General features: G+C 32.9%; 26 protein-coding genes. 12 read left to right on the top strand and 14 right to left on the bottom strand.

Translation table 11 applies throughout. From position 1 onward, the window contains the following. Positions 1-66 precede the first annotated feature (66 nt). The 3 genes from ACP15M_RS08050 (at position 67) to aat (ending at position 2,056) form a co-directional block, all read left to right on the top strand. The gene (locus ACP15M_RS08050) at positions 67-936 is read left to right on the top strand and encodes a flavin reductase family protein (RefSeq protein ID WP_425076678.1); all 870 of its coding nucleotides are present in this window, start codon (positions 67-69) and stop codon (positions 934-936) included. A gap of 37 nt (positions 937-973) precedes the next feature. Beyond that, entirely contained in the window at positions 974-1,345 is a 372-nt protein-coding gene (locus ACP15M_RS08055; protein ID WP_425076679.1) for a DUF3127 domain-containing protein, read from the top strand. 84 nt (positions 1,346-1,429) lie between these two features. Further along, positions 1,430-2,056, top strand: coding sequence for a leucyl/phenylalanyl-tRNA--protein transferase (aat, locus tag ACP15M_RS08060; protein ID WP_425076680.1), 627 nt, complete (start codon positions 1,430-1,432; stop codon positions 2,054-2,056). On the opposite strand, the gene ACP15M_RS08065 is transcribed toward aat, so the two are convergent. From ACP15M_RS08065 to ACP15M_RS08075, 3 genes are read right to left on the bottom strand one after another with little or no spacing between them, the layout of a single operon-like run. Continuing rightward, on the bottom strand, positions 2,053-2,739 hold the full coding sequence (locus ACP15M_RS08065; RefSeq protein WP_425076681.1) for a DUF2490 domain-containing protein: 687 nt from the start codon (positions 2,737-2,739) through the stop codon (positions 2,053-2,055). The two genes, aat and ACP15M_RS08065, sit on opposite strands and share 4 nt — an antisense overlap. Continuing rightward, positions 2,720-3,325 (bottom strand): hypothetical protein, encoded by a 606-nt coding sequence (locus ACP15M_RS08070; RefSeq protein WP_425076682.1) that lies wholly within the window; start codon positions 3,323-3,325, stop codon positions 2,720-2,722. The genes ACP15M_RS08065 and ACP15M_RS08070 overlap by 20 nt, the downstream gene beginning before the upstream one ends. Then, positions 3,291-3,854, bottom strand: a complete 564-nt coding sequence (locus ACP15M_RS08075; protein ID WP_425076683.1) for a DNA-3-methyladenine glycosylase I — start codon at positions 3,852-3,854, stop codon at positions 3,291-3,293. The genes ACP15M_RS08070 and ACP15M_RS08075 overlap by 35 nt, the downstream gene beginning before the upstream one ends. A 142-nt stretch (positions 3,855-3,996) precedes the next feature. On the opposite strand from ACP15M_RS08075, the gene ACP15M_RS08080 reads away from it, so the two are divergent. Continuing rightward, the gene (locus tag ACP15M_RS08080; protein WP_425076684.1) at positions 3,997-4,617 is read left to right on the top strand and encodes a thioredoxin family protein; all 621 of its coding nucleotides are present in this window, start codon (positions 3,997-3,999) and stop codon (positions 4,615-4,617) included. On the opposite strand, the gene ACP15M_RS08085 is transcribed toward ACP15M_RS08080, so the two are convergent. The 6 genes from ACP15M_RS08085 to ACP15M_RS08110 form a co-directional block, all read right to left on the bottom strand. Continuing rightward, positions 4,614-5,366 carry a hypothetical protein gene (locus ACP15M_RS08085; protein ID WP_425076685.1) on the bottom strand — a complete coding sequence of 251 codons (753 nt, stop codon included), beginning with the start codon at positions 5,364-5,366 and terminating at the stop codon, positions 4,614-4,616. The two genes, ACP15M_RS08080 and ACP15M_RS08085, sit on opposite strands and share 4 nt — an antisense overlap. A 164-nt stretch (positions 5,367-5,530) precedes the next feature. Then, positions 5,531-6,226, bottom strand: a complete 696-nt coding sequence (truB, locus tag ACP15M_RS08090) for a tRNA pseudouridine(55) synthase TruB (RefSeq protein ID WP_425076686.1) — start codon at positions 6,224-6,226, stop codon at positions 5,531-5,533. 4 nt (positions 6,227-6,230) lie between these two features. Next, positions 6,231-7,022 carry an undecaprenyl-diphosphate phosphatase gene (locus tag ACP15M_RS08095; RefSeq protein WP_425076687.1) on the bottom strand — a complete coding sequence of 264 codons (792 nt, stop codon included), beginning with the start codon at positions 7,020-7,022 and terminating at the stop codon, positions 6,231-6,233. Between the two features lie 56 nt (positions 7,023-7,078). Further along, complete coding sequence (locus ACP15M_RS08100) at positions 7,079-7,342, bottom strand: DUF3098 domain-containing protein (RefSeq protein ID WP_425076688.1); 264 nt, start codon at positions 7,340-7,342, stop codon at positions 7,079-7,081. A 9-nt stretch (positions 7,343-7,351) separates the two neighbouring features. Further along, complete coding sequence (locus tag ACP15M_RS08105; protein ID WP_425076689.1) at positions 7,352-7,711, bottom strand: hypothetical protein; 360 nt, start codon at positions 7,709-7,711, stop codon at positions 7,352-7,354. Between the two features lie 76 nt (positions 7,712-7,787). Further along, positions 7,788-8,666 carry a cell division protein FtsX gene (locus tag ACP15M_RS08110; protein ID WP_425076690.1) on the bottom strand — a complete coding sequence of 293 codons (879 nt, stop codon included), beginning with the start codon at positions 8,664-8,666 and terminating at the stop codon, positions 7,788-7,790. A gap of 225 nt (positions 8,667-8,891) precedes the next feature. Between ACP15M_RS08110 and ACP15M_RS08115 the strand changes: the two genes are divergently transcribed. The 3 genes from ACP15M_RS08115 (at position 8,892) to ACP15M_RS08125 (ending at position 13,230) form a co-directional block, all read left to right on the top strand. Continuing rightward, the gene (locus ACP15M_RS08115) at positions 8,892-11,861 is read left to right on the top strand and encodes a leucine--tRNA ligase (protein ID WP_425076691.1); all 2,970 of its coding nucleotides are present in this window, start codon (positions 8,892-8,894) and stop codon (positions 11,859-11,861) included. Between the two features lie 3 nt (positions 11,862-11,864). Continuing rightward, a complete protein-coding gene (locus ACP15M_RS08120; protein ID WP_425076692.1) occupies positions 11,865-12,227 on the top strand; it encodes a hypothetical protein in 363 nt (120 codons plus the stop codon). 307 nt (positions 12,228-12,534) lie between these two features. Further along, complete coding sequence (locus tag ACP15M_RS08125; RefSeq protein ID WP_425076693.1) at positions 12,535-13,230, top strand: zinc metallopeptidase; 696 nt, start codon at positions 12,535-12,537, stop codon at positions 13,228-13,230. A 48-nt stretch (positions 13,231-13,278) separates the two neighbouring features. Here ACP15M_RS08125 and ACP15M_RS08130 read toward each other — a convergent pair whose 3' ends face one another. Both ACP15M_RS08130 and ACP15M_RS08135 read right to left on the bottom strand, forming a co-directional pair. Next, positions 13,279-13,749, bottom strand: coding sequence for an Lrp/AsnC ligand binding domain-containing protein (locus ACP15M_RS08130; RefSeq protein WP_425076694.1), 471 nt, complete (start codon positions 13,747-13,749; stop codon positions 13,279-13,281). Positions 13,750-13,770: 21 nt separating this feature from the next. Continuing rightward, positions 13,771-15,135, bottom strand: a complete 1,365-nt coding sequence (locus ACP15M_RS08135; protein ID WP_425076695.1) for a saccharopine dehydrogenase family protein — start codon at positions 15,133-15,135, stop codon at positions 13,771-13,773. 148 nt (positions 15,136-15,283) lie between these two features. Here ACP15M_RS08135 and ACP15M_RS08140 point away from each other — a divergent pair, with 148 nt between their 5' ends. Both ACP15M_RS08140 and pckA read left to right on the top strand, forming a co-directional pair. After that, entirely contained in the window at positions 15,284-15,679 is a 396-nt protein-coding gene (locus ACP15M_RS08140) for a DUF423 domain-containing protein (protein ID WP_425076696.1), read from the top strand. A gap of 60 nt (positions 15,680-15,739) precedes the next feature. Continuing rightward, the gene (gene pckA / locus ACP15M_RS08145; RefSeq protein ID WP_425076697.1) at positions 15,740-17,350 is read left to right on the top strand and encodes a phosphoenolpyruvate carboxykinase (ATP); all 1,611 of its coding nucleotides are present in this window, start codon (positions 15,740-15,742) and stop codon (positions 17,348-17,350) included. 74 nt (positions 17,351-17,424) lie between these two features. Here pckA and ACP15M_RS08150 read toward each other — a convergent pair whose 3' ends face one another. Both ACP15M_RS08150 and ACP15M_RS08155 read right to left on the bottom strand, forming a co-directional pair. Then, positions 17,425-18,177 (bottom strand): uroporphyrinogen-III synthase, encoded by a 753-nt coding sequence (locus ACP15M_RS08150; RefSeq protein WP_425076698.1) that lies wholly within the window; start codon positions 18,175-18,177, stop codon positions 17,425-17,427. A gap of 15 nt (positions 18,178-18,192) precedes the next feature. Then, on the bottom strand, positions 18,193-18,846 hold the full coding sequence (locus ACP15M_RS08155) for a DUF4271 domain-containing protein (protein ID WP_425076699.1): 654 nt from the start codon (positions 18,844-18,846) through the stop codon (positions 18,193-18,195). Positions 18,847-19,010: 164 nt separating this feature from the next. Here ACP15M_RS08155 and ACP15M_RS08160 point away from each other — a divergent pair, with 164 nt between their 5' ends. The 3 genes from ACP15M_RS08160 to ACP15M_RS08170 are packed head-to-tail and all read left to right on the top strand — an operon-like array spanning position 19,011 to position 21,553. Beyond that, a complete protein-coding gene (locus ACP15M_RS08160) occupies positions 19,011-19,736 on the top strand; it encodes a polyprenol monophosphomannose synthase (protein WP_425076700.1) in 726 nt (241 codons plus the stop codon). An 18-nt stretch (positions 19,737-19,754) separates the two neighbouring features. After that, on the top strand, positions 19,755-21,101 hold the full coding sequence (locus ACP15M_RS08165) for a dihydroorotase (RefSeq protein ID WP_425076701.1): 1,347 nt from the start codon (positions 19,755-19,757) through the stop codon (positions 21,099-21,101). Then, on the top strand, positions 21,098-21,553 hold the full coding sequence (locus tag ACP15M_RS08170) for a DUF4296 domain-containing protein (protein ID WP_425076702.1): 456 nt from the start codon (positions 21,098-21,100) through the stop codon (positions 21,551-21,553). Before ACP15M_RS08165 ends, ACP15M_RS08170 begins: the two co-directional genes overlap by 4 nt. On the opposite strand, the gene ACP15M_RS08175 is transcribed toward ACP15M_RS08170, so the two are convergent. Then, positions 21,550-22,572: an NAD-dependent epimerase/dehydratase family protein gene (locus ACP15M_RS08175; protein WP_425076703.1), complete on the bottom strand. Its 1,023-nt coding sequence runs from the start codon at positions 22,570-22,572 to the stop codon at positions 21,550-21,552. The two genes, ACP15M_RS08170 and ACP15M_RS08175, sit on opposite strands and share 4 nt — an antisense overlap. Positions 22,573-22,598 lie beyond the last annotated feature (26 nt).

Raw genomic sequence — 22,598 nt, forward strand, 5'->3', positions numbered from 1 at the left:
AATCATTTTCATAACTTTAGCATTATGGTTACATTTGCATTCTGAATTATTAAAATTAAACTTTAGATGGTATCTTTTGATCCTAAAGACATTTCAACAGCAAAACTACATGGCTATTTATTAAGTGCTGTTGCACCAAGACCTATTGCATTTGCTAGTACAATTGATGCAGATGGTAATCCTAATCTGTCACCTTTTAGTTTTTTTAATGTCTTTAGTGCAAACCCTCCAATTTTAATATTTTCTCCTGCACGTCGTGTTAGAAATAATACTACTAAACATACTTTAGAAAATGTATATGATACCAAAGAAGTGGTCATTAATGTAGTTAATTATGAGATTGTGCAACAAATGTCTTTGAGTAGTACAGAGTATGCAAAAGGCGTAAATGAATTTGAGAAATCTGGTTTAACCATGTTAGAATCTGATACGATTAAACCATTTCGAGTAGCAGAATCTCCAGTGCAATTTGAATGTAAAGTGAATGATATTATTGAATTAGGAACCGAAGGAGGAGCTGGAAACTTAATCATTTGCGAAGTGCTTAAATTTCATATTGATGATGCAGTTTTAGATGATAATCAAGTTATCGTTCAAGAAAAGTTAGATTTGGTAGCTAGAGCAGGAGGAAGCTATTACAATAGAGCTAAAAATGGTTTTTTTGAAATACCAAAACCTATTTCAACTTTAGGAATAGGTGTAGATAGTATGCCTTCTGAAGTTAAAAACAGTATGATTTTAACTGGTAATGATTTAGGTATGTTAGGTAATGTTGAAGCATTACCAACCAATGAAGAAGTGGAAGCATTTTTAAACACTGTAAGTGAGCGTTATCCAAATATTAGAGAAATGTCTCATAGACAAAAACATAAAATCGCCAGAAACTATTTAAGTTATGGTGATGTAAATAGTGCATGGAAACTATTACTATCTTAAAAACAACAACAAAAAATTAATTATAAGTATTACGAGAATGGAAGTACAAGGAAAAATCAAAATGATTGGAGAAACACAAACCTTTGGTAGCAATGGGTTTAGAAAAAGAGAATTGGTAGTGACTACAGAAGAGCAATATCCACAACATATTTTGGTTGAATTTGTTCAGGACAAAACCGATTTGTTAAACAGCTATCAAGTTGGACAAAATGTAAAAGTGAATATCAACCTTAGAGGTAGAGAGTGGGTAAATCCACAGGGAGAAACAAAATATTTTAATTCGGTTCAAGGTTGGAGAATTGAAAACCTTCAAGCTGCTCAAGATAATATGCCACCTACTGCACCAGCTGAAGCATTTGAACCAGCAACAAATTTAAATGAAGAAGATCACGATGACCTTCCTTTCTAAGAAAGAGAAAAGCAAACCATTTAAAAAGGCTTCAATATATTGAGGCCTTTTTTTGTATTTTAATAAAAAATTATACCATTTTATATGGAATTACTAGGTGATGATATTGTGTTTCCAGAGGTTTCAAAAGCCTCAAAAGAAGGTATTTTAGCTGTTGGAGGAGATTTGTCTATAGAACGCCTTTTAGAAGCCTATAAAAATGGAATATTTCCTTGGTTTGAAGAAGATGAACCCATTTTGTGGTGGTCACCAGATCCTCGTTTTGTGTTGTTCCCAGAAAAGTTGAAAATTTCTAAAAGCATGAGGCAAGTAATGAGAAATTCAGACTTTAGAATTACAGTAAATGAAGATTTTGAAGCCGTTATTGATAACTGTTCAAAAATTAAACGGGCTGGTCAAAATGGCACTTGGATTACCAATGAATTAAAAGAAGCTTATATCAAATTGCATGAATTAGGTTTTGCTAAATCGGTTGAGGTATGGTTAGATAATGAATTGGTAGGAGGATTATATGGTGTCGATTTAAATAATGGTGTGTTTTGTGGCGAAAGTATGTTTAGTAAAGTGAGTAATGCTAGTAAGGTAGGCTTTATTTCGTTTGTTCAAAATACCAATTACAAGCTTATAGATTGTCAAGTATATACGAATCACCTTGAGAGTTTAGGAGCAGAAGAGATGTCTAGGCAAGAGTTTCTTAAGCACTTAGGTTAAATTTTAAGCTCTATTGAGGAGTTCAAAAAAATAGTATCTTCAGTTTTGATGGTAATGTCATCTAAACGAAGTTCAACACCAAATTCAATGTTCAAGTCTTTAGATAATAAAATACCAAACGATGGTGATAAACGATATGCAATTGATGGTTTTTGTATTGTTGCACAGGTTAATAATGCTTCGTTTGTAACGACTAGATAGGTTTCTCCAACATCAAGTTTTAAACCTTGTAAAGGCAAATCTAAGGCCAGTCGATACCGAAACCTAAACGCAGTGTAATTGTCATAAAAGCGCTGTTCGCTTCTAAACCGATGACCAAGACGTAAAGTTTTAAAAATTGACTTCGTGTTGTATTGTTGAGTTAATCTAAATTCGTTACTAGAGTCTTCAAAAGCATCTCGATTTCTATACATTAATCCAAAAGCAATACTTTGTTTCAAGTCTAATTTCAAGGTCGAGAAATGACTAACTTGAACTTGTCGCATTTGGTAGATTATGTTTTCATTGGTATAGACAAATGCTCGGTTACTAAGTTCAAAATTTATGCTATATGTATTGCTAAGATTATGTCTTATAGCAATAGCATTTTCATTAAAGATTTCAGTGTCGTTTTGAGCATTCATATCTATACCCAAAAACAAAATAACTATTACTAAGATTATTCTAGTACATAATGTACTCATAGCTATCTTGTTTTATTGTACGTTCATTTAGAAATTTACCTAAATAATTAAAGGTCATCTCTCTTATTTCCCAGTTATCATGAGTTTCAACAGCAACAACAATTTCATAGTTGGATGGTATTGTGTTTCGGTGTTCTAAAATATGCGTTAGATAGTTTATATCATCAAACGTTTTAGGCGACACATATTGCTCTTGAATTTTTAAGTAATTGTACGTTTTAAAACGTCTCTTTAAATACGCATTTAGTTTCAGTCTTATCGATGTGTCCAATTGTTTTTCTTTAACAGTTACTTCAATGTCTTCTAAGATGCCATTATTGTCAAACTCAATACTATACCAATACTTGTGGTATTTGAATTTGCTTTCAAAACTCGAACGATTACCATCGGTTTCACGATAATACCGAATGCGTTTTACTTTTGATAAGATTGGAGTAATAACTAATTTTGAAGCTTCAGGAAACGCATCAAGTCGAATTCTCGATTCCTTTTCATTTTTAGTTTGCGAAAAGCAACTTATGGAAAATACAAATAAAAAAACACTAATAATTTTAAACTTCATCATATCTAAAGCAATTAACTTCATGATCGTTTACCATTCCTGTGGCTTGCATGTGCGCATACATAACAGTTGTGCCTACAAATTTAAAGCCTCGTTTTTTTAAATCTTTGCTAATGGCATCGCTTAGAGGTGTGTTTGCTGGTGCTTTTTTGTAGTCTTTAAAACTGTTTTTAATAGGTTTGCCATCAACAAAATCCCAAATGTATTTTGAAAAAGAACCAAATTCTTTTTGAATATCCATAAAAGCCTGAGCATTGGTTATGGTCGCTTTTATTTTAAGTTTGTTTCTGATGATGCCTTCGTTTTGAAGTAAACTATCAATCTTCTTCTGATTGTATGTTGCAATCTTTTTATAATCGAAATTATCTAGTGCTTTTCTGAAGTTTTCTCGTTTTTTAAGAACAGTAATCCAACTTAAGCCAGCTTGAAAGGTTTCTAATATTAAAAACTCAAACAAAGTGTCATCGTCATATACTGGAACTCCCCATTCTTCATCATGATAGGCTTCATATAACGCATCTCCAACACACCAACCACATCTGTGTTTTTCCATAAAATTCTATTTAATTCTAAAAATAGTAAGTTTTAAATTAAAATGTCGTCTTATATGACGATAAATAGTGACAGACTTTAATTTACATGATTAAAGTCAGTTTTATTTTTTAAGGATTACATTAAATTGCATCAAAAATATTATGGCAACTTTGGAAACAACAACAATACAACACATTATAAACGACAGTTTAAAAAAAGGAATTTCATACAAAGATTATCGAAATCTTGTTCGTGATTTAGTGGAAAAGGAATCAACTTCTGGAAATGACAAAACGGAAGCCTTAGTTAATTATACAATGCTTAATGATAGACGAATGAAGCGTTGGGACAAAACGATTAAACTTTCTGAAGACCTAAAAGAGCGCATTTCTAATTTTAAAGGCAATGTGACTTGGTTAGTAATCACCGAAAGTTGGTGTGGTGATGCTGCTCATGTAGTTCCTGTACTTAATAAAATTGCCGAACAATCTGAAAACATCGATTTTAAATTAGTGTTTAGAGATGAAAATCCTGAACTAATGGATCAGTTTTTAACTAATGGTGGACGAGCAATTGCGAAGTTGATTATGATTGATAATGCAACTGGCGAAGTTCTCAATACATTTGGGCCAAGACCTAGTGAAGCTACGCAAATGGTTATTGATTATAAAACAAAACATGGATCTTTAACACCAGAATTTAAAGAAGACTTACAGGTTTGGTACAACAAAAATAAAGGGCAGAATATTGTTGATGACATCTTAGCAATGCTTGATGTTTAATTCTTTCCTTTAAAATAATAGGTAATAGAACCAAGCTGACTTTTAGTGTTTGCATCTTCCGAAAAAATAGCGTTTTGGGCATATTCCAAAGCATGATCTATCAAACACTGGTTGCTAGACGACGAGGACGAATTGATATAAGTATCAGTAACCAAACCGTTGCTGTCTACTGTAATATTAACCACAATTTTTCCTGTAGTTTCACACAAATATACAGGAGGAGGCAATTTAACTTTGGTTCTGTTTTTTAAAGAGAATGAAACAGTACTGTTTCGGTTTGCTCTAGTGTTATCTGTTTTCTTATTAGCTTGAGTAGCTAAAACAGCTTTCGCTTTATTAAATGATTCACGCTCTTTTTCATTTATAGCATAACTTTTAGAACTGTTGTAATTTGAAGTGGAAGTTATTACATCATCAAGTGTTTCTGAAACTTCTTCAGAAATATTCTCTTGCTCTTGAGTGGTTTTTTCAAAATCGTTAGAAGCCATCGATTTAAAATTCTTCATCATTTCTTTAAATTCTTCATCTTCATTATAAGCTTCATTGGTTGAAGCTTTTGAAGCTTCTTCAGCTTTGAGTTGCTGTTCCAAAGCTTTTAATTCTTCAATGGTTTGCGGCTCGATTTCGTAGTAGCTTTCAGAAATAAATTGAGTGTTTTTTGAAATATGAAAACTAAACATAGCAAGCACTAGAGTTCCAGAAATCAAAAGTGTAATGAGTAAGGCCTTATGTTGGTCTAAGAGTTTCAAATAGGTCAATGTTTAGTTTTAGGTTGTATAAGATATACGTTAATAGCGATGATTTAGATTAAACTCATTTCAATATCTGAAAACTCAAAGAGATGCTTCGACTCAAAATATATTTTGATTAAGAGTACTACATTGTGAAGCAAGCGACTGAGGTAGCTTTCAAATTATTCTGAAGCTAACTCAGCAATAAAATCTTCAGGAGACATGGCATTATCTACATGAAAATCACCAATTTTTGTACGTCGTAAAACCGAAAGATGAGCACCAGAGTTTAGTGCTTTTCCAAAATCATGAGCCAACGATCTAATATAAGTACCTTTACTACAAACCACTCTAAAGTTGATGTTGTTGCCTTCAATGTTGGTGATTTCAAATTCTGAAATACGAACCGTTCGTGATTTTATGTCTACTTCTTTACCAGCTCTCGCAAATTCGTATAAGCGTTTTCCGTCTTTTTTAATGGCTGAAAATACAGGTGGGAATTGCTCGATGTTTCCTATAAACTGTTGAGTAGTTTCGCGAATTAAAGCTTTAGAAATATGTTCTGTTGGAAACGTCTCATTAATTTCAGTTTCTAAATCGTAGGAAGGAGTTGTGCTTCCTATAACAAAAGTGCCAGTATATTCTTTATCCTGACCTTGAAATGTATTGATTTGTTTGGTCATTTTACCAGTACAAATAATCAACAAACCAGTAGCCAAAGGATCTAGTGTTCCTGCATGACCAACCTTTATTTTTTTAATGTTGAAGGCTTGTCTAATTTCCCAACGCAATTTGTTTACTGCCTGAAAGGACGTCCATGTTAAGGGCTTATCGATAAGTAAAACTTGTCCGGAAAGATAATCTTCAGCTGTACGCATACTATTATTTTGAAGCGATATAAATTGCTATTAAACCAACAATAACACAGTAAATAGAAAAATAAATGAGTTTACTTTTCTTAACCAAGCTAATCATCCAAGTGCAGGCAAATAAACCTGAAACAAAGGCAGCAATAAATCCGATGCTTAAAGACATAAAGTTTCCGCTATCATAGGTCAATTCTCCACCAATAATATCTTTGGCGATTTTTCCGAAGATTAACGGAACCACCATTAAAAATGAAAAACGAGCCGCTTTAGTTTTATCATTTCCGAGCAAAACTGAAGTAGAAATGGTAGCACCAGAACGTGAAATACCTGGTAGCATAGCAATAGCTTGAGCAAACCCAATAACTACTGCATTTTTAAACGAAATGTTTTTTGAAGTATCTTTGGCTTTATCTGCTAGATATAACAATAAAGCAGTAAGAATGAGCATAAAACCAACAAGCTTGATGTTGCCACCAAACAATTCAGCTAATTCACTTTCGTAAGTATAGCCAATAATAGCAGCAGGCAACATAGATACTACAATTTTTGATGCAAATTTAAGATCGTCATTCCACTGAAATTTAAGAATGCCTTTTAAAATAGACCATATATCTTTTCTAAATACAACAATGGTACTTAAAGCAGTTGCAAAGTGTAACACTACTGTAAATAATAAGCTTTCTTTTGGAATAGATTCATCACCAAGAATGGCTTTACCTAATTCTAAATGACCACTAGAAGATACAGGTAGAAATTCTGTTAGTCCTTGAATTATTCCTAATATAATTGAGTCGATGATATCCATGAGGCAAAAATATCAAAATAGAAATACCAAATACGAAAATGTAGTGAAATTTATAATTAAGATTTTGAATCTTTATTAGGATTTAGAAGAATGGCATACACCTGAATTCCGAAACCAATTAAGACTAAAGCAGGAGCCAATCTAATACGTCTCCAACTAAAAATTGAAGGATCAAAAACATTAGGATCATCACTTCCTCCACCAGACATTAAAATAAAGCCAAGCGCTATAAATCCTAAGCCAATAAGCATAAACTTATAGTTTTTCTTTCCGAAAATGAATTCGTTTTTAGCAGTTTCTTTACGTTTTTGTTCTCCCATAATTTTAGTTTAGTTTCCTTTAGAAGTAACAAAAGAAAACTCCGTATAAATAATATCGTCGTCTAAAGTTATTTGCGAAATATGCTCAGAGGTAATTCCTCCTAAAACTTTAGCTAGATGCAAAGTAACAGTTTTATTTAAAACTTTTGCGTTAAGAGTATCTAAATTTAGTCCTTTTTCTAATCCACGATTTATGTAGTAGAAATCTGTACCATCATCATGAAAGACAATATCATTTACACCACCTTCGGTAATTTTAATGATTTTTACAGTTTTAATAACACAATCTTCAGGTTTTGGGTTATTAATAATACAAGATGTCAATGTGAAAATGGCAGCAAATAAGAAAATAACAAATAGCCTTTTCATGACTTATGTAGTTTTAGTTAGTAGATGATTTAATAACGTTGAGTTAATTGCTTTATTATTTACTAACAGCTAACAGCTAATAATATAACTGATCCGTTTTCAAATTTAAAAAACGTTGTGTGGCAATAAAAGTACTTATCCAGGTAATTAGTATGCCCAATAAGAAAACACCAACAAACAACGAGACAACCAAAATTGGGTTTTGAAGTAATTCTAACTCTGGGAAGAATTGGTTTAAATAATGCAATACAATTCCCATGCCTATAAGTGCTACTATAGCACCAATAATGCCTAATTGCACACTTTTAAAAACAAAAGGACGTCTAATAAAAGTCTTAGTTGCACCAACCATTTGCATGGTTTTAATAATAAAACGTTTAGAATACACTGCCAACCGAATAGAGCTGTTAATTAAAAGCACAGCAATAACTGTAAAAATAGCGCTAAGCAATAACACCCAAAAAGTGATTTTTTTAACATTATTGTTCATCAGTTCTACCAAATCGTTATCGTAAGTGATATCCTCAATAAATTTTTTATTTGCGAGTTCTTCAGTAATTCCATCTAAAGTTTCATTAGTCACATAATCTGCCTTCAAATACACATCAATCGAATTCTGTAACGGATTATAACCCACAAAATCCATAAAATCTTCACCTGTTTCGGCTTTCATCAATTCAGCAGCTTGCTCTTTAGAAACATATTCAGTGGCTTTGGTGTAATCTGCCATTGCTAAGGTGTTCTGCAGTTGATCGACTTCAACTTCCTTAGCTGAATCGTTGAGGTAAATCGTTACCACAACCTGCTCTCTAAAATGATCGGCTACTTTTTTAGCATTTAAGACTAATAAGCCTAAACAGCCTAGTAAAAATAAAACCAAAGCAATACTAATCACTACAGAAAAGTAAGAGGTTATTAATTTTCGTTTTTGATATCTGTCAAAAGATGAACTCATAAGTTAGAACATTGTATGGCGTAAAAATATAAAACTATTCGCTTTGTATAATGTTTACAACGCTTAAACTTTTAATTGTGTTGTAATACCTTTAAATTTGCGACCTTAAATATGTCATTACGAGGAACGAAGTGACGTGGTAATCTTTTGGTTATTTATTTGAATATAAGATTGCCACAGCAAATTTTATTTGCTTCGCAATGACAAGCATTTTAAGTATAGATTATGAAATACAACTTCAACGACATAGAAAAAAAGTGGCAAAATTATTGGTCAGAGCATCAAACGTTTAAAGCATCAAACACGAGTGAGAAACCTAAATACTATGTGTTAGACATGTTTCCTTATCCGAGTGGAGCAGGATTACATGTTGGTCATCCTTTAGGTTATATTGCAAGTGATATTTACGCACGCTACAAACGTCATAAAGGCTTTAACGTGTTGCATCCACAAGGTTATGATAGTTTTGGTTTGCCTGCGGAACAGTATGCCATTCAAACAGGTCAGCATCCAGCAATCACGACCGAAACGAATATCAAAACCTATCGTCGACAATTAGACCAAATCGGATTTTCTTTCGATTGGAGTAGAGAAGTACGTACCAGTAATCCTGAGTATTACAAATGGACACAATGGATTTTCATTCAGTTGTTTGAATCGTATTATTGTAATGATGAAGATAAGGCAAGACCAATTTCTGAATTAATTTCGGTGTTTGAAATCGAAGGAAATTCAAAAATTAATGCAGCTTGCGATGACGATGTTGAAACGTTTACTGCTGAAGATTGGAAGCATTTTTCTTCGGAAGAACAACAAAATATTTTATTACAATACAGATTGACGTATTTAGCTGAAACAGAAGTGAATTGGTGTCCTGCTCTCGGAACCGTTTTAGCAAATGACGAAATCGTCAATGGTGTATCAGAACGTGGTGGTCATCCTGTGATTAGAAAAAAAATGACACAATGGAGCATGCGAATTTCGGCTTATGCTGAACGTTTACTTCAAGGTTTAGAAACCATAGATTGGACCGACTCACTAAAGGAAAGTCAACGCAACTGGATTGGTAGATCGGTTGGTGCAAGTGTAACCTTCAATGTCATTCCAAATGCGAATTGTTATTCAGAGCGCAGCGAAGAATCTAATGCAATCGAAGTCTTCACCACCAGACCTGATACCATTTTCGGAGTGTCGTTTATGACCTTAGCTCCAGAACACGAATTGGTATCTCAAATCACAACTTCAGAACAAAAAGCTGAGGTTGAAGCTTATATTGAAGCCACTGCTAAACGTAGCGAACGTGATCGTATGGCAGATGTGAAAACCATTTCTGGTGTGTTTACTGGAGCTTATGCAGAGCATCCTTTTACTAAAAAACCAATTCCAATTTGGATTGGTGATTACGTATTAGCTGGCTACGGAACAGGAGCTGTGATGTCTGTGCCTTGTGGTGACCAACGTGATTACGATTTTGCTAAGCATTTTAATATTGAGATTCCTAACATTTTTGAAGGTGTCGATATTTCTGAAGAAGCCTTTGCATCTAAAGACAATGTGAAAATTGCAAATAGTGATTTCCTTAACGGAATGAATTATAAAAAAGCGACCAAACGTGCCATTTATGAATTAGAGCAATTAGGTCAAGGCGAAGGAAAAACAAACTATAGATTACGTGATGCAGTATTTAGCAGACAACGATATTGGGGCGAACCATTTCCAGTATATTATGTGAATGGTAAGCCGAAAATGATAGATGCTAAGTATTTACCAATCGTTTTACCAGAAGTGGAAAAGTATTTACCAACCGAAGAAGGCGAACCGCCTTTAGGTCGTGCTGAGGTTTGGGCGTGGTGTACTAAGACTAATAAAGTTGTTTCTAATGAGATGCTGAAACAAGTTCAGCATGACGAAAACGAATGTCATTCCGAACTTGATTCGGAATCTCACAATGATAATGGTGTGTATCCTCTAGAACTCAACACCATGCCAGGTTGGGCAGGAAGCTCTTGGTATATGTTTAGGTATATGGAAGAAGCAGCCAATAGAGGTGAAGCCTTTGCTAGTGAAGATGCGTTGAAGTATTGGGAAAATGTCGATTTATATATTGGAGGAAGCGAACATGCTACAGGACATTTATTGTATTCACGTTTTTGGGTAAAGTTTTTAAACGATAGAGGTTTTGTTGGTGTGGACGAACCCTTTAAAAAACTCATTAACCAAGGCATGATTTTAGGGACTAGTGCGTTTGTTTATAGAGTTAATGAAAGACAAGATGTGTTTTTGTCTAAAACAACAGTGGACGATTTTCATGATTCTGAAAAACACGAAGAAGTATTAAAACGAATACAGGATGTGTCTGGAACAAACACACCGACATTTACTAAAATACATGTAGATGTGAACTTTGTAAATTCTTCTGACGAGTTAGATATTTCTAAGTTCAGAAATTGGAGACCAGAGTTCAAACATGCTAAATTTATAGATGATATTGTTGTGGTTGAAAGAGATGTCGAAAAAATGTCTAAGTCTAAATACAACGTTGTTAATCCAGACCATATTTGCGAACAATATGGAGCGGACAGTCTGAGATTATACGAAATGTTTTTGGGACCTTTAGAACAAGCAAAACCTTGGAATACTGCTGGAATCACAGGTGTGCATGGTTTCTTAAAAAAATTGTGGAAACTCTATATTGATGATAATGGCTTAAAAGTTAATGATGCTGAGCCTTCAAAAGATAACTTAAAAACACTTCATAAAACGATTAAAAAAGTAGAAGAGGATATTGAGAATTTCTCGTTCAACACTTCGGTATCTACCTTTATGATTGCTGTTAACGAATTAACTGCTCAAAAATGTACAAGTAAAGCCATACTTGAACCATTATTGATTTTAATATCGCCTTATGCACCTCATATTGCTGAAGAACTTTGGGAACAATTAGGAAATTCTGAATCAATTTCAACAGCTGCTTTTCCAGTGTTTGAAGAAAAACATTTGGTAGAAAGCAGTAAAAAATACCCGATTTCGTTTAATGGTAAAATGCGTTTTACTTTAGAATTGCCATTAGACATGAGCAAAGAGGACATTGAAAAAACAGTGATGGCTCATGAAAAAACCATTGCACAACTCGATGGTCGTACACCTAAAAAAGTGATTGTAGTTCCAGGAAAAATTGTGAATATAGTAGGATAACACATGCAAGTCTCAAAGCTTAAAAGAATCAAAAAAATTGGCTTATTTCTTTTAATGGCTTTGATTGTAAGCATGTCTTTAATTTGGTTGTTTGAAAAACGCTTTGATGCAGATAGCTGGCAAGCTGAACCTTTAGAGCGTTACCAAATGGTTGATGATATCATTGAGTCACAACTACTAATCGATAAAACTAAAGATGAGGTTGTACTTATGTTAGGGAAACCCAATACAATCCTATCGAAAGACAAAGATGCGTTTGTGTATAAACTAGGAACACCTCCAAGTTTTTTTGATGAGAAACCTGAACAATTGCTTATCATTTTTGAATTAGAAAAGGTTGCTGAAGTGACTTTAGCTATTGAATAGTTTCTGTGATTTGTCTTGGCGAGTTGTATTTCGATTAGTAGAACTATTGACCTTTAGTTTTGATAAGAGTTGACTTCTCGATACAATTTTCTCATACTTCGAAAACCACTCGAAGTGACAAGAGATTAAGTTTTTCAAATAGAAAGGGTTTATGTAATTGAGTCATTAGCGTCAGTTCGAGCGAATTGTGCTTTGACAAAATTTTCAGAGCTATTGAGAATAAACTGACAAAATTTCCTAGACTTAAGTTGGCGCACTTTTTGTTATCTTTATGCTAACTAATTTAATTTTAAATATTATGAATGGAATGATGGGATACTACGTACTTATTGGAGCTATTGCTTTGGTAAGCTGGTTAGTAAGTAATCAATTAAAACGAAAGTTTGCCAAATACTCAAAGGCGCAACTTAGAAATGGAATGAGCGGAAAGGAGATTGCAGAGAAAATGTTGGCAGATCATGGTATTTCTGACGTTGAGGTGATTTCTGTACGTGGCCAATTAACAGATCATTACAATCCGAAAAATAAAACAGTTAATTTAAGCGAAGCTGTTTACAGTCAGAGAAATGCAGCTGCTGCTGCAGTTGCAGCTCACGAAGTTGGTCACGCTGTGCAACATGCTCAGGCATATAGCGCTTTAGGAATGCGTTCGGCATTAGTGCCAATTGTAAGTGTCACATCTGGAATGTCACAATGGCTTGTTATTGGTGGCTTGGTTTTAGGTGCTGCTGCAGGAGTTGGTTTAGGCTATTGGGTTGCAGTTGCTGGTTTGGTATTTATGGGATTTGCGACCTTGTTCAGTTTTATCACTTTGCCTGTTGAGTATGATGCAAGTAACAGAGCTTTAGCGTGGTTAAAAAATAAAAATGTCGTTACTCCAGAAGAATATAAAGGTTCTGAAGATGCTTTAAAATGGGCAGCTAGAACGTATTTAGTTGCTGCTATTGGAGCATTAGCATCTTTGTTGTATTGGGCACTTCAGGTGTTTGGTGGAAGAGATTAACAGTAATTATTCTTAACAAAAAAAGCATCCATGATTGGATGCTTTTTTTTATATCTTAATTTGCCGATCGATCTGTTGATTTAATGAAATAAACGTTTCCGTTCTAGAAACACCTGTAATCGATTGTATATCGTGATTAAGAACTTGCATCAAATGTTCATTGTCTTTACATAAAACTTTAATAAAAATACTCCAATTTCCAGTAGTGTAATGACATTCTAAAACTTCAGGAATTTTCTTTAATTGCTTTACAGCTTCAGGATTACTTACTGCTTTATCTAAAAACACACCAATAAAAGCCATAGTGGTATAGCCTAAAACTTTTGGATTAATCACAAATTTGGAACCTGAAATTAATTTTGATTTTTCAAGTTTTCGTAAACGTTGATGAATAGCTGCTCCCGAAATTCCAACTTGACGTGCTATTTCTAAAATAGGAGTTCTAGCATCTGCCATTAAGGCTCGTAGTATTTTTTTATCAATACCATCAATTTGTATCTTTTGGTTTACAGTTTTCATTGTGTTTGCTAAGAAATAAGGTTAGATGTTTAAAGGATTATATCCTAAATATGGCACTTCCTTTTCAGAAAATTTAATTCCGAAGCCTTCCAGTTCATTTAAAATAGGCTCATATACTTCTTTGTAAATTGGAATTTGAACTCCAGGTGTTGTTATTTTTTCATTTAAAATAGCTAGAGTCGCCATGGCAACGGGTAAGCCTACGGTTTTTGACATTGCTGTGTAGGTTCTGTCATCTCCAATGGCAACCATTGTAGAATCGATTTGATGCATTTTATCATTTAGTTTGTAACCAAATTTATGATACATCACAATCATATCTTTGTCGTCATCTTGCAAAGTCCAGCTATCCATTAAAATCTTTTGAAGGATTTGAGCTGGAGTAGCATTTTTAAGCTCTACTTTTTTTGTGTCGTTAAAAATGTCCAGTTCTTCAAGTTTATCCCAAACGATATCATCCTGATCAATTTTTAATGCATGCCTAAATTTTAATTCTACAGAATCGGTATGACTATAAGGTAAAAAGGCATTTATAAAATCACGATAGCTCATGTTTTCACTGTCCTCAATTGTATAATCGTCTGATGTCATTCCGAGTTGAACAAAAATATTCCAAGCACGACTAAAACCAACACGACGCATGGTGCCACGATATAAGGTTTTAATATCTTCCATACCATAGGCACTTTGATATTTTAAAGAATCTCTGTTGGCATAAGCTTCAAAACGACCATAACCGTCAATTTCTAAAAATTCGGTACGTCTAAATAAGCGATTATAAGGAATGTATTTGTAAGTGCCTTCTTGTAAGAATTTTGCTGCACTTCCTTGTCCAGCCAAAACTACATTTCTTGGGTTCCAAGTAAATTTATAATTCCATAAGTTGTTATCACTTTCAGGAGCAACAAGTCCACCAGTAAACGATTCAAATAAAATCATTTTTCCACCTTTAGCTCGTATCTCATCAATCACTTTCATAGCACTCATGTGGTCAATTCCAGGATCGACACCGATTTCATTCATAAAAACGAGGCCTTTGTTTTTAGCAGCTTTATCTAGCTCTTCCATTTCCTTGCTTACATATGATGCGGTAACCATATGTTTTCCGAAGGTGATACAATCTTTGGCTACTTCAATATGATAACGTGCAGGAAGCATAGAAACGACGATATCGGCATTTTCGATAGCCTCTTGCCTAGAATGATTACTGAAGATATCCAAATTAATAGCCTGACCATTTTCATGACCATTTATAAGTTTTTTAGCATTTTGTATGTCGATATCTCCAACAATAATGTGAAGGTTTTCTTCAGAAGATTTTTCTAATAAATATTTTATAAGGAATGATGCAGATTTTCCTGCACCAATGACTAAAATTTTTCGCATAATGATTTTTGTTGAGTAATTTTGTTATGTGAAATTCTTTGAAGCGAAAAAGAAAAAGTTCCTATTTAATATCTTTAATAAGCTTCAAAGAAATTTAAATACGAATTTACTAAATACTAAGGGTTATTAAAACCAATTTTTCAATTATATGAATAAGATTATTTTTATTACTGCAACATTTATAGGAATGTTGGCAATTATATTAGGAGCTTTTGCTGCTCATGGTTTGAAACCTCTAATTTCAATAGCATCTCAACAAACTTTTGAAACAGGTGTGCGATATCAAATGTATCATGCGTTTTTTCTTCTTATGGTAGGAAACATTAAAGGCATAAACCACAAAGTGAAACGTATCATTTTTTACTTAGTTTGTATTGGAATAGTTTTCTTTTCGGGTTCTATATATGGACTGGCGACAAACGTCTTAACTGCATTTGATTTCAAAACTATTGGATTTATAACTCCAATAGGAGGATTGTTTTTAATATTGGCTTGGCTTGTATTGTTGATAAACTTTTTAAAAATGAATGCTGATAATTCATAAATAAAAGGGGCTACTTTAAAATATTGTTTAATTTTGCAGTCTAAACAACATAAACAAATTATGGTAAACCATACACAAACAACGAAAACGATTGCGTTAGATAATTACAACATTAAGAACGCGACTGTACACTATCAAATGCCTCCAGAAAAACTGCAAGAAATTGCTATTGAAAAAGGCATGGGGAAAGAAACGAATAATGGAACACTTGCGATTAACACAGGTAAGTATACAGGTCGTTCACCTCAAGATCGCTTTTTAGTAAAAGACGATTATACTGCAGATAGGGTATGGTGGGGAAAAACTAATAAACCAATTTCACCTGATAATTTCGATTATTTACAATCTGAAATTGAAAATTATCTTAGCGGAAAGGAAATTTTTGTTAGAGATGGCTATGTTTGTGCTGATCCTAAATATAAGATGAATGTTAGAACCGTTACAGAATATCCATGGTCTAATATGTTTGTCTACAATATGTTCTTAAGACCTAGTGCAGAAGAGCTTGAAAATTTTGAAGAGGAATGGTTGGTACTTTGTGCTCCAGGATATGAATGCTCTGAGCCTGAAAAGTACGGATTAAGACAAGGTAATTTCTCTATTTTAAACTTCACAAAAAAGATAGCTTTAGTTGGAGGTTCTGCTTATACAGGAGAAATTAAGAAAGGTATTTTTTCTGCTTTAAACATGATTTTACCTGTAGATAAGAATGTATTGCCAATGCACTGTTCTGCTAATGTAGGTAAAGATGGTGATACAGCTATTTTCTTCGGATTATCTGGAACAGGAAAAACAACATTGTCTGCAGATCCTAATCGTAAGCTTATTGGAGATGATGAGCATGGATGGACTGCTGAAAATAGTATCTTCAATTTTGAAGGTGGATGTTACGCTAAAGTAATTGATCTTACTGAAGAAAAAGAACCAGACATTTACAGAGCGATTAAACCAGGTGCTATTTTAGAAAATGTTATTTTCAAAGATAATGGTGAAGTAGACTTTATGGATAGCACTATTACTCAAAACACACGTGTAAGCTATCCTATTTACCATATTGATAATATACAACAGCCTTCATTTGCTGGAAACCCGAAAAACATATTTTTCTTAACCTGTGATGCGTTTGGTGTATTGCCTCCAATATCAAAATTAACTCCAGGACAAGCAGCTTACCACTTTATTTCAGGTTACACTGCAAAAGTAGCAGGAACAGAAGCAGGAATTACAGAGCCTGTACCTTCATTTTCTGCATGTTTTGGAGAACCATTTATGCCATTACATCCAACAGCATACGCTGAAATGCTAAGTAAGAAAATGCAAGAAGCTGGAGTGAATGTGTGGTTAGTAAATACTGGATGGACTGGTGGTCCTTATGGTGTTGGTTCAAGAATGAAATTGAAGTATACAAGAGCGATGATTACCGCAGCAATGAATGGTAGTTTAGAGGAAGCTAACAAAGGTAATTATCATATTCATTCAGTGTTTGGAGTTCAACAACCAAAAACTTGTCCTAATGTTCCAGACGAAGTGTTAAGTCCGAGAGCAACTTGGAATAATGATGAAGGATATTATGAAACTGCACATAAATTGTCGCAAACGTTTAGAGAGAACTTTAAGAAGTTTGAGGAATATGCTAACGATGAGATTATGAATGGTGGACCATTAAAATAAAATGGAAATATAGTAAACATAAAAAAGCGATTTGAATTTGAAATCGCTTTTTTATTTAATTCTAAAAAGAAGTTTTATTTCCCTTTGTTAGTCTTTTCTATGTATTTTTCAAGAGCCATTGTCATTGATGGTGTTTCAGGCGTTGGAGCAGCAATATCAACGCGTAAGCCATGAGATTCAACAGCTTTAATAGTTGTATTTCCAAACACAGCTATACGTGTGTTATTTTGCTTAAACTCAGGGAAGTTATGAAATAAAGATTCGATACCTGATGGACTAAAGAATACTAAAATGTCATAATACACATTAGCCAAATCTGATAAGTCACTAATAACCGTTTTGTAAAATGTAGCTTGTTTCCACTTTACACCTAAATCGTCTAAAATTCTAGGAACTTCAGGTTTTAGTTTGTCTGTTGTAGGCAATAAGAAGCTTTCGTCTTTATACTTTTTTATTAATGGCGATAAATCTGCAAATGTACGTTTACCAACATAAATTTTACGTTTTCTATAAACCACATACTTTTGCAAGTAGTATGCAACAGCTTCAGATTGACAGAAATATTTCATAGAATCAGGAACCTTAAATCGCATTTCTTCAGCAACTCTAAAAAAATGGTCAACAGAGTTTCTACTAGTAAGTATTATAGCTGTATAGTTTGAAAGATCAACTTTTTGTTGTCTTATGTCTTTAGCTTCTACTCCTTCAACATGAATAAATGGTCTGAAATCTATTTTTACTTTTTGCTTTTCTTGAAGATCAAAGTAAGGAGAATTCTCTATTTTAGGCTCTGGTTGAGATACTAAAATTGTTTTTACTTTCGTCATATTCATTAAAGTATTTTAAGCGTTGAAATCTTTAATTAACTTAAATAAAATTAGATAGGGTCCAATTTCAAGAGCGCAAAGATACAAAATAAAATAGAATAAATTGTTTAATAATAACTTTTGATGATTTTTAAAAGTGCTTATAAAACCAAGAAGATTAATTAAAACAATCAAAATAAAGCATGCATATATTACATGTTTTGTTGGAGATATTGTATAAATCAATAAACAGTTAATGGGTAATAAGATAAACCCTGTATAGTTTTTATAAGTCGTTTTTTGAAATAAATAAGAATCTATTAATGAATCTATTTCGAAAATGCTTCCTATTAATCGTTCTAACAAGACTTTGATTAAAAAAAGTACGCCTATTCCAAAAATTAGTTTAAAAAACTGAGTTAAATCAAATTCAGACGGATTTACCAACGATGTGTAGGCAAGATATAAGAAGATTGATACCGAAATGATTAAATTGAGAAACAATAAGGCATCAAAGCCATCAATAAATTTTTGATCTCTAGCATAGATTTTTAAATATTTAGAATTGCCAATTACAGTAACAAAATCGTTAAATCGAGATGCAAACAAAAATTTACATAACACAATAAAGGATAATCCTAAAACTAGAAAAACGGTAAACCAATCGTTAGAAATGACTTCTCTGAGCATGTGGTAAAATTATAAAGAAATTTTGATGTGGGATTACTTTGCATTTCATTACTTTTTAGAGATTTATTAAGATTAACATTGTTTATGATTTTTACTGTTTAAAAAACCGTTTAAAAACTTACTTTTGTGATAGTTGATTAAAAAGTCCAGTCAATTGTAATTTAATGAGAGATGCCATTGTCATTATTCCAACGTATAATGAGATAGAAAATATTGAAGCTATCATTAGAGCTGTGTTTTCTAAAGACAAGGCTTTTGACATCTTGGTAGTTGACGATAATTCTCCAGATTTAACAGGATTAAAAGTTAAAGCACTACAAGAGGAATTTAAAGACCAACTTTTTTTGTTACCTCGAGCAGAAAAAACAGGTTTAGGTTCAGCATATATCGCTGGTTTTAAATGGTGTTTAAAAAGGCACTATGATTATATTTTTGAAATGGATGCCGATTTTTCTCATAATCCAAATGACCTTATTCGTTTATATAATGCTTGTGCCAATAGAGGAGCAGATATGTCTATAGGTTCTCGTTACATTAATAACAATGTTAATGTTGTAAATTGGGACATGAAACGTTTGCTACTCTCTTACTTTGCGTCAAAGTATGTGAGATTAGTAACTCAAATGAAAATTCATGATACTACAGCAGGTTATGTATGTTATCATCGGAAGGTTTTAGAAACTATTAATTTAGACGACATTAAATTTGTAGGTTATGCGTTTCAAATTGAAATGAAATTTAAAGCCTATTTGAAAGAATTTAAAATTGTTGAAGTTCCCGTTATTTTTACAGATAGAACCAAAGGAAAATCAAAAATGAGTGGTAGTATTATTTCTGAAGCTATTTTTGGAGTTATCAATATGAAATTGAAAAGTATATTTAATAAATAGAAGATCACATTACCATACATGAAACCGCAAACTACATTAATTAAAAATGCCAAAATTGTTAACGAAGGTACAATTGTTGAAGGTGACATTTTAATTGAAAATGATTGTATTAAAGAAGTATCAAGCTCCATAAGTGCTAAGTCTGCAGATGTTGTTGTAATCGATGTTGAAGGCAATTATGTATTTCCTGGAGTAATTGATGATCAAGTTCATTTTAGAGAACCAGGTTTAACACACAAAGCAACTATAGAAACTGAATCTAGAGCTGCTATTGCAGGAGGTATCACGTCGTTTGTTGAAATGCCAAATACCAATCCGCAAACAACAACTGTAGAAGCGTTAGAGAAAAAGTTTGATATTGCTTCAAAAACTTCTCATGCCAATTATTCGTTTATGTTTGGTGGTACCAATGATAATTTAGATGAAATTTTAAAAGTAGATTCAACAGCTGTTGCAGGTTTAAAATTATTTTTGGGTTCTTCTACAGGAAATATGTTGGTTGACAACCCAAAAGTATTAGAAAAAATCTTCAGTAGTACCAATATGGTAATTTCTGTGCATTGTGAAGATGAAGGTACTATTAGAAAAAACCTTCAGGAGCATATAGATCAATATGGTGAGGATATTCCAATAAGTAAACATCCTATTATTAGAAGTGAAGAAGCTTGTTATTTATCGTCTTCAAAAGCTATAGAACTTGCCAAAAAAACGGGAGCACGATTGCATGTGTTTCATTTATCAACTGGAAAAGAAACCAATCTGTTTTCAAATAAAATTCCTTTAAAAGATAAAAAAATTACAGCCGAAGTCTGTATTCATCATTTGTGGTTTAGTGACGAAGATTACGATAAAAAAGGAACTCATATTAAATGGAATCCAGCCGTCAAAACAGCAAAAGATAGAGACCAACTTTTGGAAGCGCTTTTAGATGACAGAATTGATGTGATTGCAACAGATCATGCACCTCATACGTTAGAAGAAAAAGATAATGTGTACACTAAAGCACCTTCTGGAGGACCATTGGTTCAGCATGCACTTGTTGCTATGATAGAAATGTACCATAAAGGGAAAATTTCGTTAGAGAAAATTGCTGAAAAAATGTGTCATAACCCTTCTATTCTTTTTGAGGTTGAAAAACGAGGTTATATCAAACCTGGCTACTTTGCCGATTTAGTGATTGTTGACATCAATAGTCCTTGGACTGTTAATAAGGATAATATATTATATAAATGCGGTTGGTCGCCTTTTGAAGGCACAACTTTTAAATCTAGAATTACACATACATTTGTAAACGGAACTCTTGCTTACAATAATTTTAAAGTTCTCGATGTTAAAGCTGGAAAACGATTAACTTTTAACAGATGATAAAACGAATATATCTTATAATAATCATCTTTGGGTTTTGTGTTGCTTGTAATAAAATCGAGAAACCTAAAAAACCTGATAATCTCATAGCCAAAGAGAAAATGGTAGATATTCTCTTTGATGTTTATGTGTTTAATGCTGCTAAAGTAACTAATAAGCGTAAATTAGAAAATAATAATGTCACTCCAGATGTCTATATATATAAGAAACATAATATAGATAGCCTTCAATTTGTAAACAGTAACGAATATTATGCTTTCAATATTAATGAGTATGAAGATATTATTGATAAGGTTGAAACAAGGATAAAAACACAAAAAGAAAAATATCAAAAAGAGATTGATAAAGAGGAAGCTGAAAAAAAGAAACAAAGAGACTCCATAAAAAGAGCTATAGATACTTTAAAGCCGAAAAAGAAAGTCAAAAAACCGATAAAAGCTAAACAAAACTAAAGTTTAGTATTATCGTTTAAATAATATTTTGAAACTTGATCTATAGCACTATCAATACTATTAAATTCTATTTGTAAAGCATCTTTAATTTTTGAGTTGTCATAAACGGTTTTAGTTCTAATCGATTTAGCCAATTGCTTTGAAAGCTTTCTGCGTTTACCAAACAACTTACTTACTAACCAGTCTAAACGCCAAGCAATTTCTAACATAAGTCGACCAGCTTCCTTTTTTGGTGGCTTTACATTTAAGGCTTTAGCTACTTTTTTTTGAAATTCATTAAATGATAAATTTTCAGAAATCAAAATGTAGCGTTCATTTATAATGTCACTGTGCATTAACTTATTCATAATATCACAAACATCCCAAACAGAAACATATCCAGTTGTTCCCGAAGTGCGATACGTTAAGCCTTTATGAATGAGTCTAAACAAATTTCCACTACTACCACCTTTCCAATAACCTGGACCTAAAATAATTCCTGGATTAACAATTACAGCAGGAATACCTTCTTGTGTGCCTCGCCAAACTTCCATTTCTGCACCATATTTGGTAATGGCATATACACTATTGTCTGCTTCAGGATTCCATTCAGTACTTTCAGTAATTAAATGGTCAGAATTTGCTTCGTTACCAATGGCAGCTATTGAGCTGACATAACAAAGTTTTTTGACCTTATTTGAAATACAAAGATTGACAATATTTGCTGTACCTTCAATATTTATATTTCTAAGTTGATAATATTTATTGGGTTCAAAACTCACAAATGCAGCACAATGATATACATATGCAACATCTTTAAAGGCTAATTCTAAAGCTGGAATATTATTTAAATCGGCTTCAATCCATTCAATTTTATTGAAGAGTTCTTTATGATTTTTAGTGTAATAAGAAAACACATGTTTTATGCGCTCTAGAGTATGAGCTCGCCTATATATAGCTTTAACCTGTTTGTTTTCGCTAACAAGTTGATACAATAAGTGTGAACCGACTAATCCTGTGCCTCCAGTAACTAAAATCATTTTGTAAAATTAGTCTTTTTTCTTTT

The sequence above is a fragment of the Psychroserpens sp. S379A genome (genome assembly GCF_049800755.1).
In the GTDB taxonomy this organism is placed as follows: Bacteria; Bacteroidota; Bacteroidia; order Flavobacteriales; family Flavobacteriaceae; genus Psychroserpens.

Excerpts from the sequence above, each read along its gene's own strand:
- ACP15M_RS08050 (WP_425076678.1), top strand. The coding sequence starts at position 67 with ATGGTATCTTTTGATCCTAAAGACATTTCAACAGCAAAACTACATGGC.
- ACP15M_RS08055 (WP_425076679.1), top strand. The coding sequence starts at position 974 with ATGGAAGTACAAGGAAAAATCAAAATGATTGGAGAAACACAAACCTTT.
- aat (WP_425076680.1), top strand. The coding sequence starts at position 1,430 with ATGGAATTACTAGGTGATGATATTGTGTTTCCAGAGGTTTCAAAAGCC.
- ACP15M_RS08065 (WP_425076681.1), bottom strand. The coding sequence starts at position 2,739 with ATGAGTACATTATGTACTAGAATAATCTTAGTAATAGTTATTTTGTTT.
- ACP15M_RS08070 (WP_425076682.1), bottom strand. The coding sequence starts at position 3,325 with ATGAAGTTAATTGCTTTAGATATGATGAAGTTTAAAATTATTAGTGTT.
- ACP15M_RS08075 (WP_425076683.1), bottom strand. The coding sequence starts at position 3,854 with ATGGAAAAACACAGATGTGGTTGGTGTGTTGGAGATGCGTTATATGAA.
- ACP15M_RS08080 (WP_425076684.1), top strand. The coding sequence starts at position 3,997 with ATGGCAACTTTGGAAACAACAACAATACAACACATTATAAACGACAGT.
- truB (WP_425076686.1), bottom strand. The coding sequence starts at position 6,226 with ATGCGTACAGCTGAAGATTATCTTTCCGGACAAGTTTTACTTATCGAT.
- ACP15M_RS08095 (WP_425076687.1), bottom strand. The coding sequence starts at position 7,022 with ATGGATATCATCGACTCAATTATATTAGGAATAATTCAAGGACTAACA.
- ACP15M_RS08100 (WP_425076688.1), bottom strand. The coding sequence starts at position 7,342 with ATGGGAGAACAAAAACGTAAAGAAACTGCTAAAAACGAATTCATTTTC.
- ACP15M_RS08105 (WP_425076689.1), bottom strand. The coding sequence starts at position 7,711 with ATGAAAAGGCTATTTGTTATTTTCTTATTTGCTGCCATTTTCACATTG.
- ACP15M_RS08110 (WP_425076690.1), bottom strand. The coding sequence starts at position 8,666 with ATGAGTTCATCTTTTGACAGATATCAAAAACGAAAATTAATAACCTCT.
- ACP15M_RS08115 (WP_425076691.1), top strand. The coding sequence starts at position 8,892 with ATGAAATACAACTTCAACGACATAGAAAAAAAGTGGCAAAATTATTGG.
- ACP15M_RS08120 (WP_425076692.1), top strand. The coding sequence starts at position 11,865 with ATGCAAGTCTCAAAGCTTAAAAGAATCAAAAAAATTGGCTTATTTCTT.
- ACP15M_RS08125 (WP_425076693.1), top strand. The coding sequence starts at position 12,535 with ATGATGGGATACTACGTACTTATTGGAGCTATTGCTTTGGTAAGCTGG.
- ACP15M_RS08130 (WP_425076694.1), bottom strand. The coding sequence starts at position 13,749 with ATGAAAACTGTAAACCAAAAGATACAAATTGATGGTATTGATAAAAAA.
- ACP15M_RS08135 (WP_425076695.1), bottom strand. The coding sequence starts at position 15,135 with ATGCGAAAAATTTTAGTCATTGGTGCAGGAAAATCTGCATCATTCCTT.
- ACP15M_RS08140 (WP_425076696.1), top strand. The coding sequence starts at position 15,284 with ATGAATAAGATTATTTTTATTACTGCAACATTTATAGGAATGTTGGCA.
- pckA (WP_425076697.1), top strand. The coding sequence starts at position 15,740 with ATGGTAAACCATACACAAACAACGAAAACGATTGCGTTAGATAATTAC.
- ACP15M_RS08150 (WP_425076698.1), bottom strand. The coding sequence starts at position 18,177 with ATGACGAAAGTAAAAACAATTTTAGTATCTCAACCAGAGCCTAAAATA.
- ACP15M_RS08155 (WP_425076699.1), bottom strand. The coding sequence starts at position 18,846 with ATGCTCAGAGAAGTCATTTCTAACGATTGGTTTACCGTTTTTCTAGTT.
- ACP15M_RS08160 (WP_425076700.1), top strand. The coding sequence starts at position 19,011 with ATGAGAGATGCCATTGTCATTATTCCAACGTATAATGAGATAGAAAAT.
- ACP15M_RS08165 (WP_425076701.1), top strand. The coding sequence starts at position 19,755 with ATGAAACCGCAAACTACATTAATTAAAAATGCCAAAATTGTTAACGAA.
- ACP15M_RS08170 (WP_425076702.1), top strand. The coding sequence starts at position 21,098 with ATGATAAAACGAATATATCTTATAATAATCATCTTTGGGTTTTGTGTT.
- ACP15M_RS08175 (WP_425076703.1), bottom strand. The coding sequence starts at position 22,572 with ATGATTTTAGTTACTGGAGGCACAGGATTAGTCGGTTCACACTTATTG.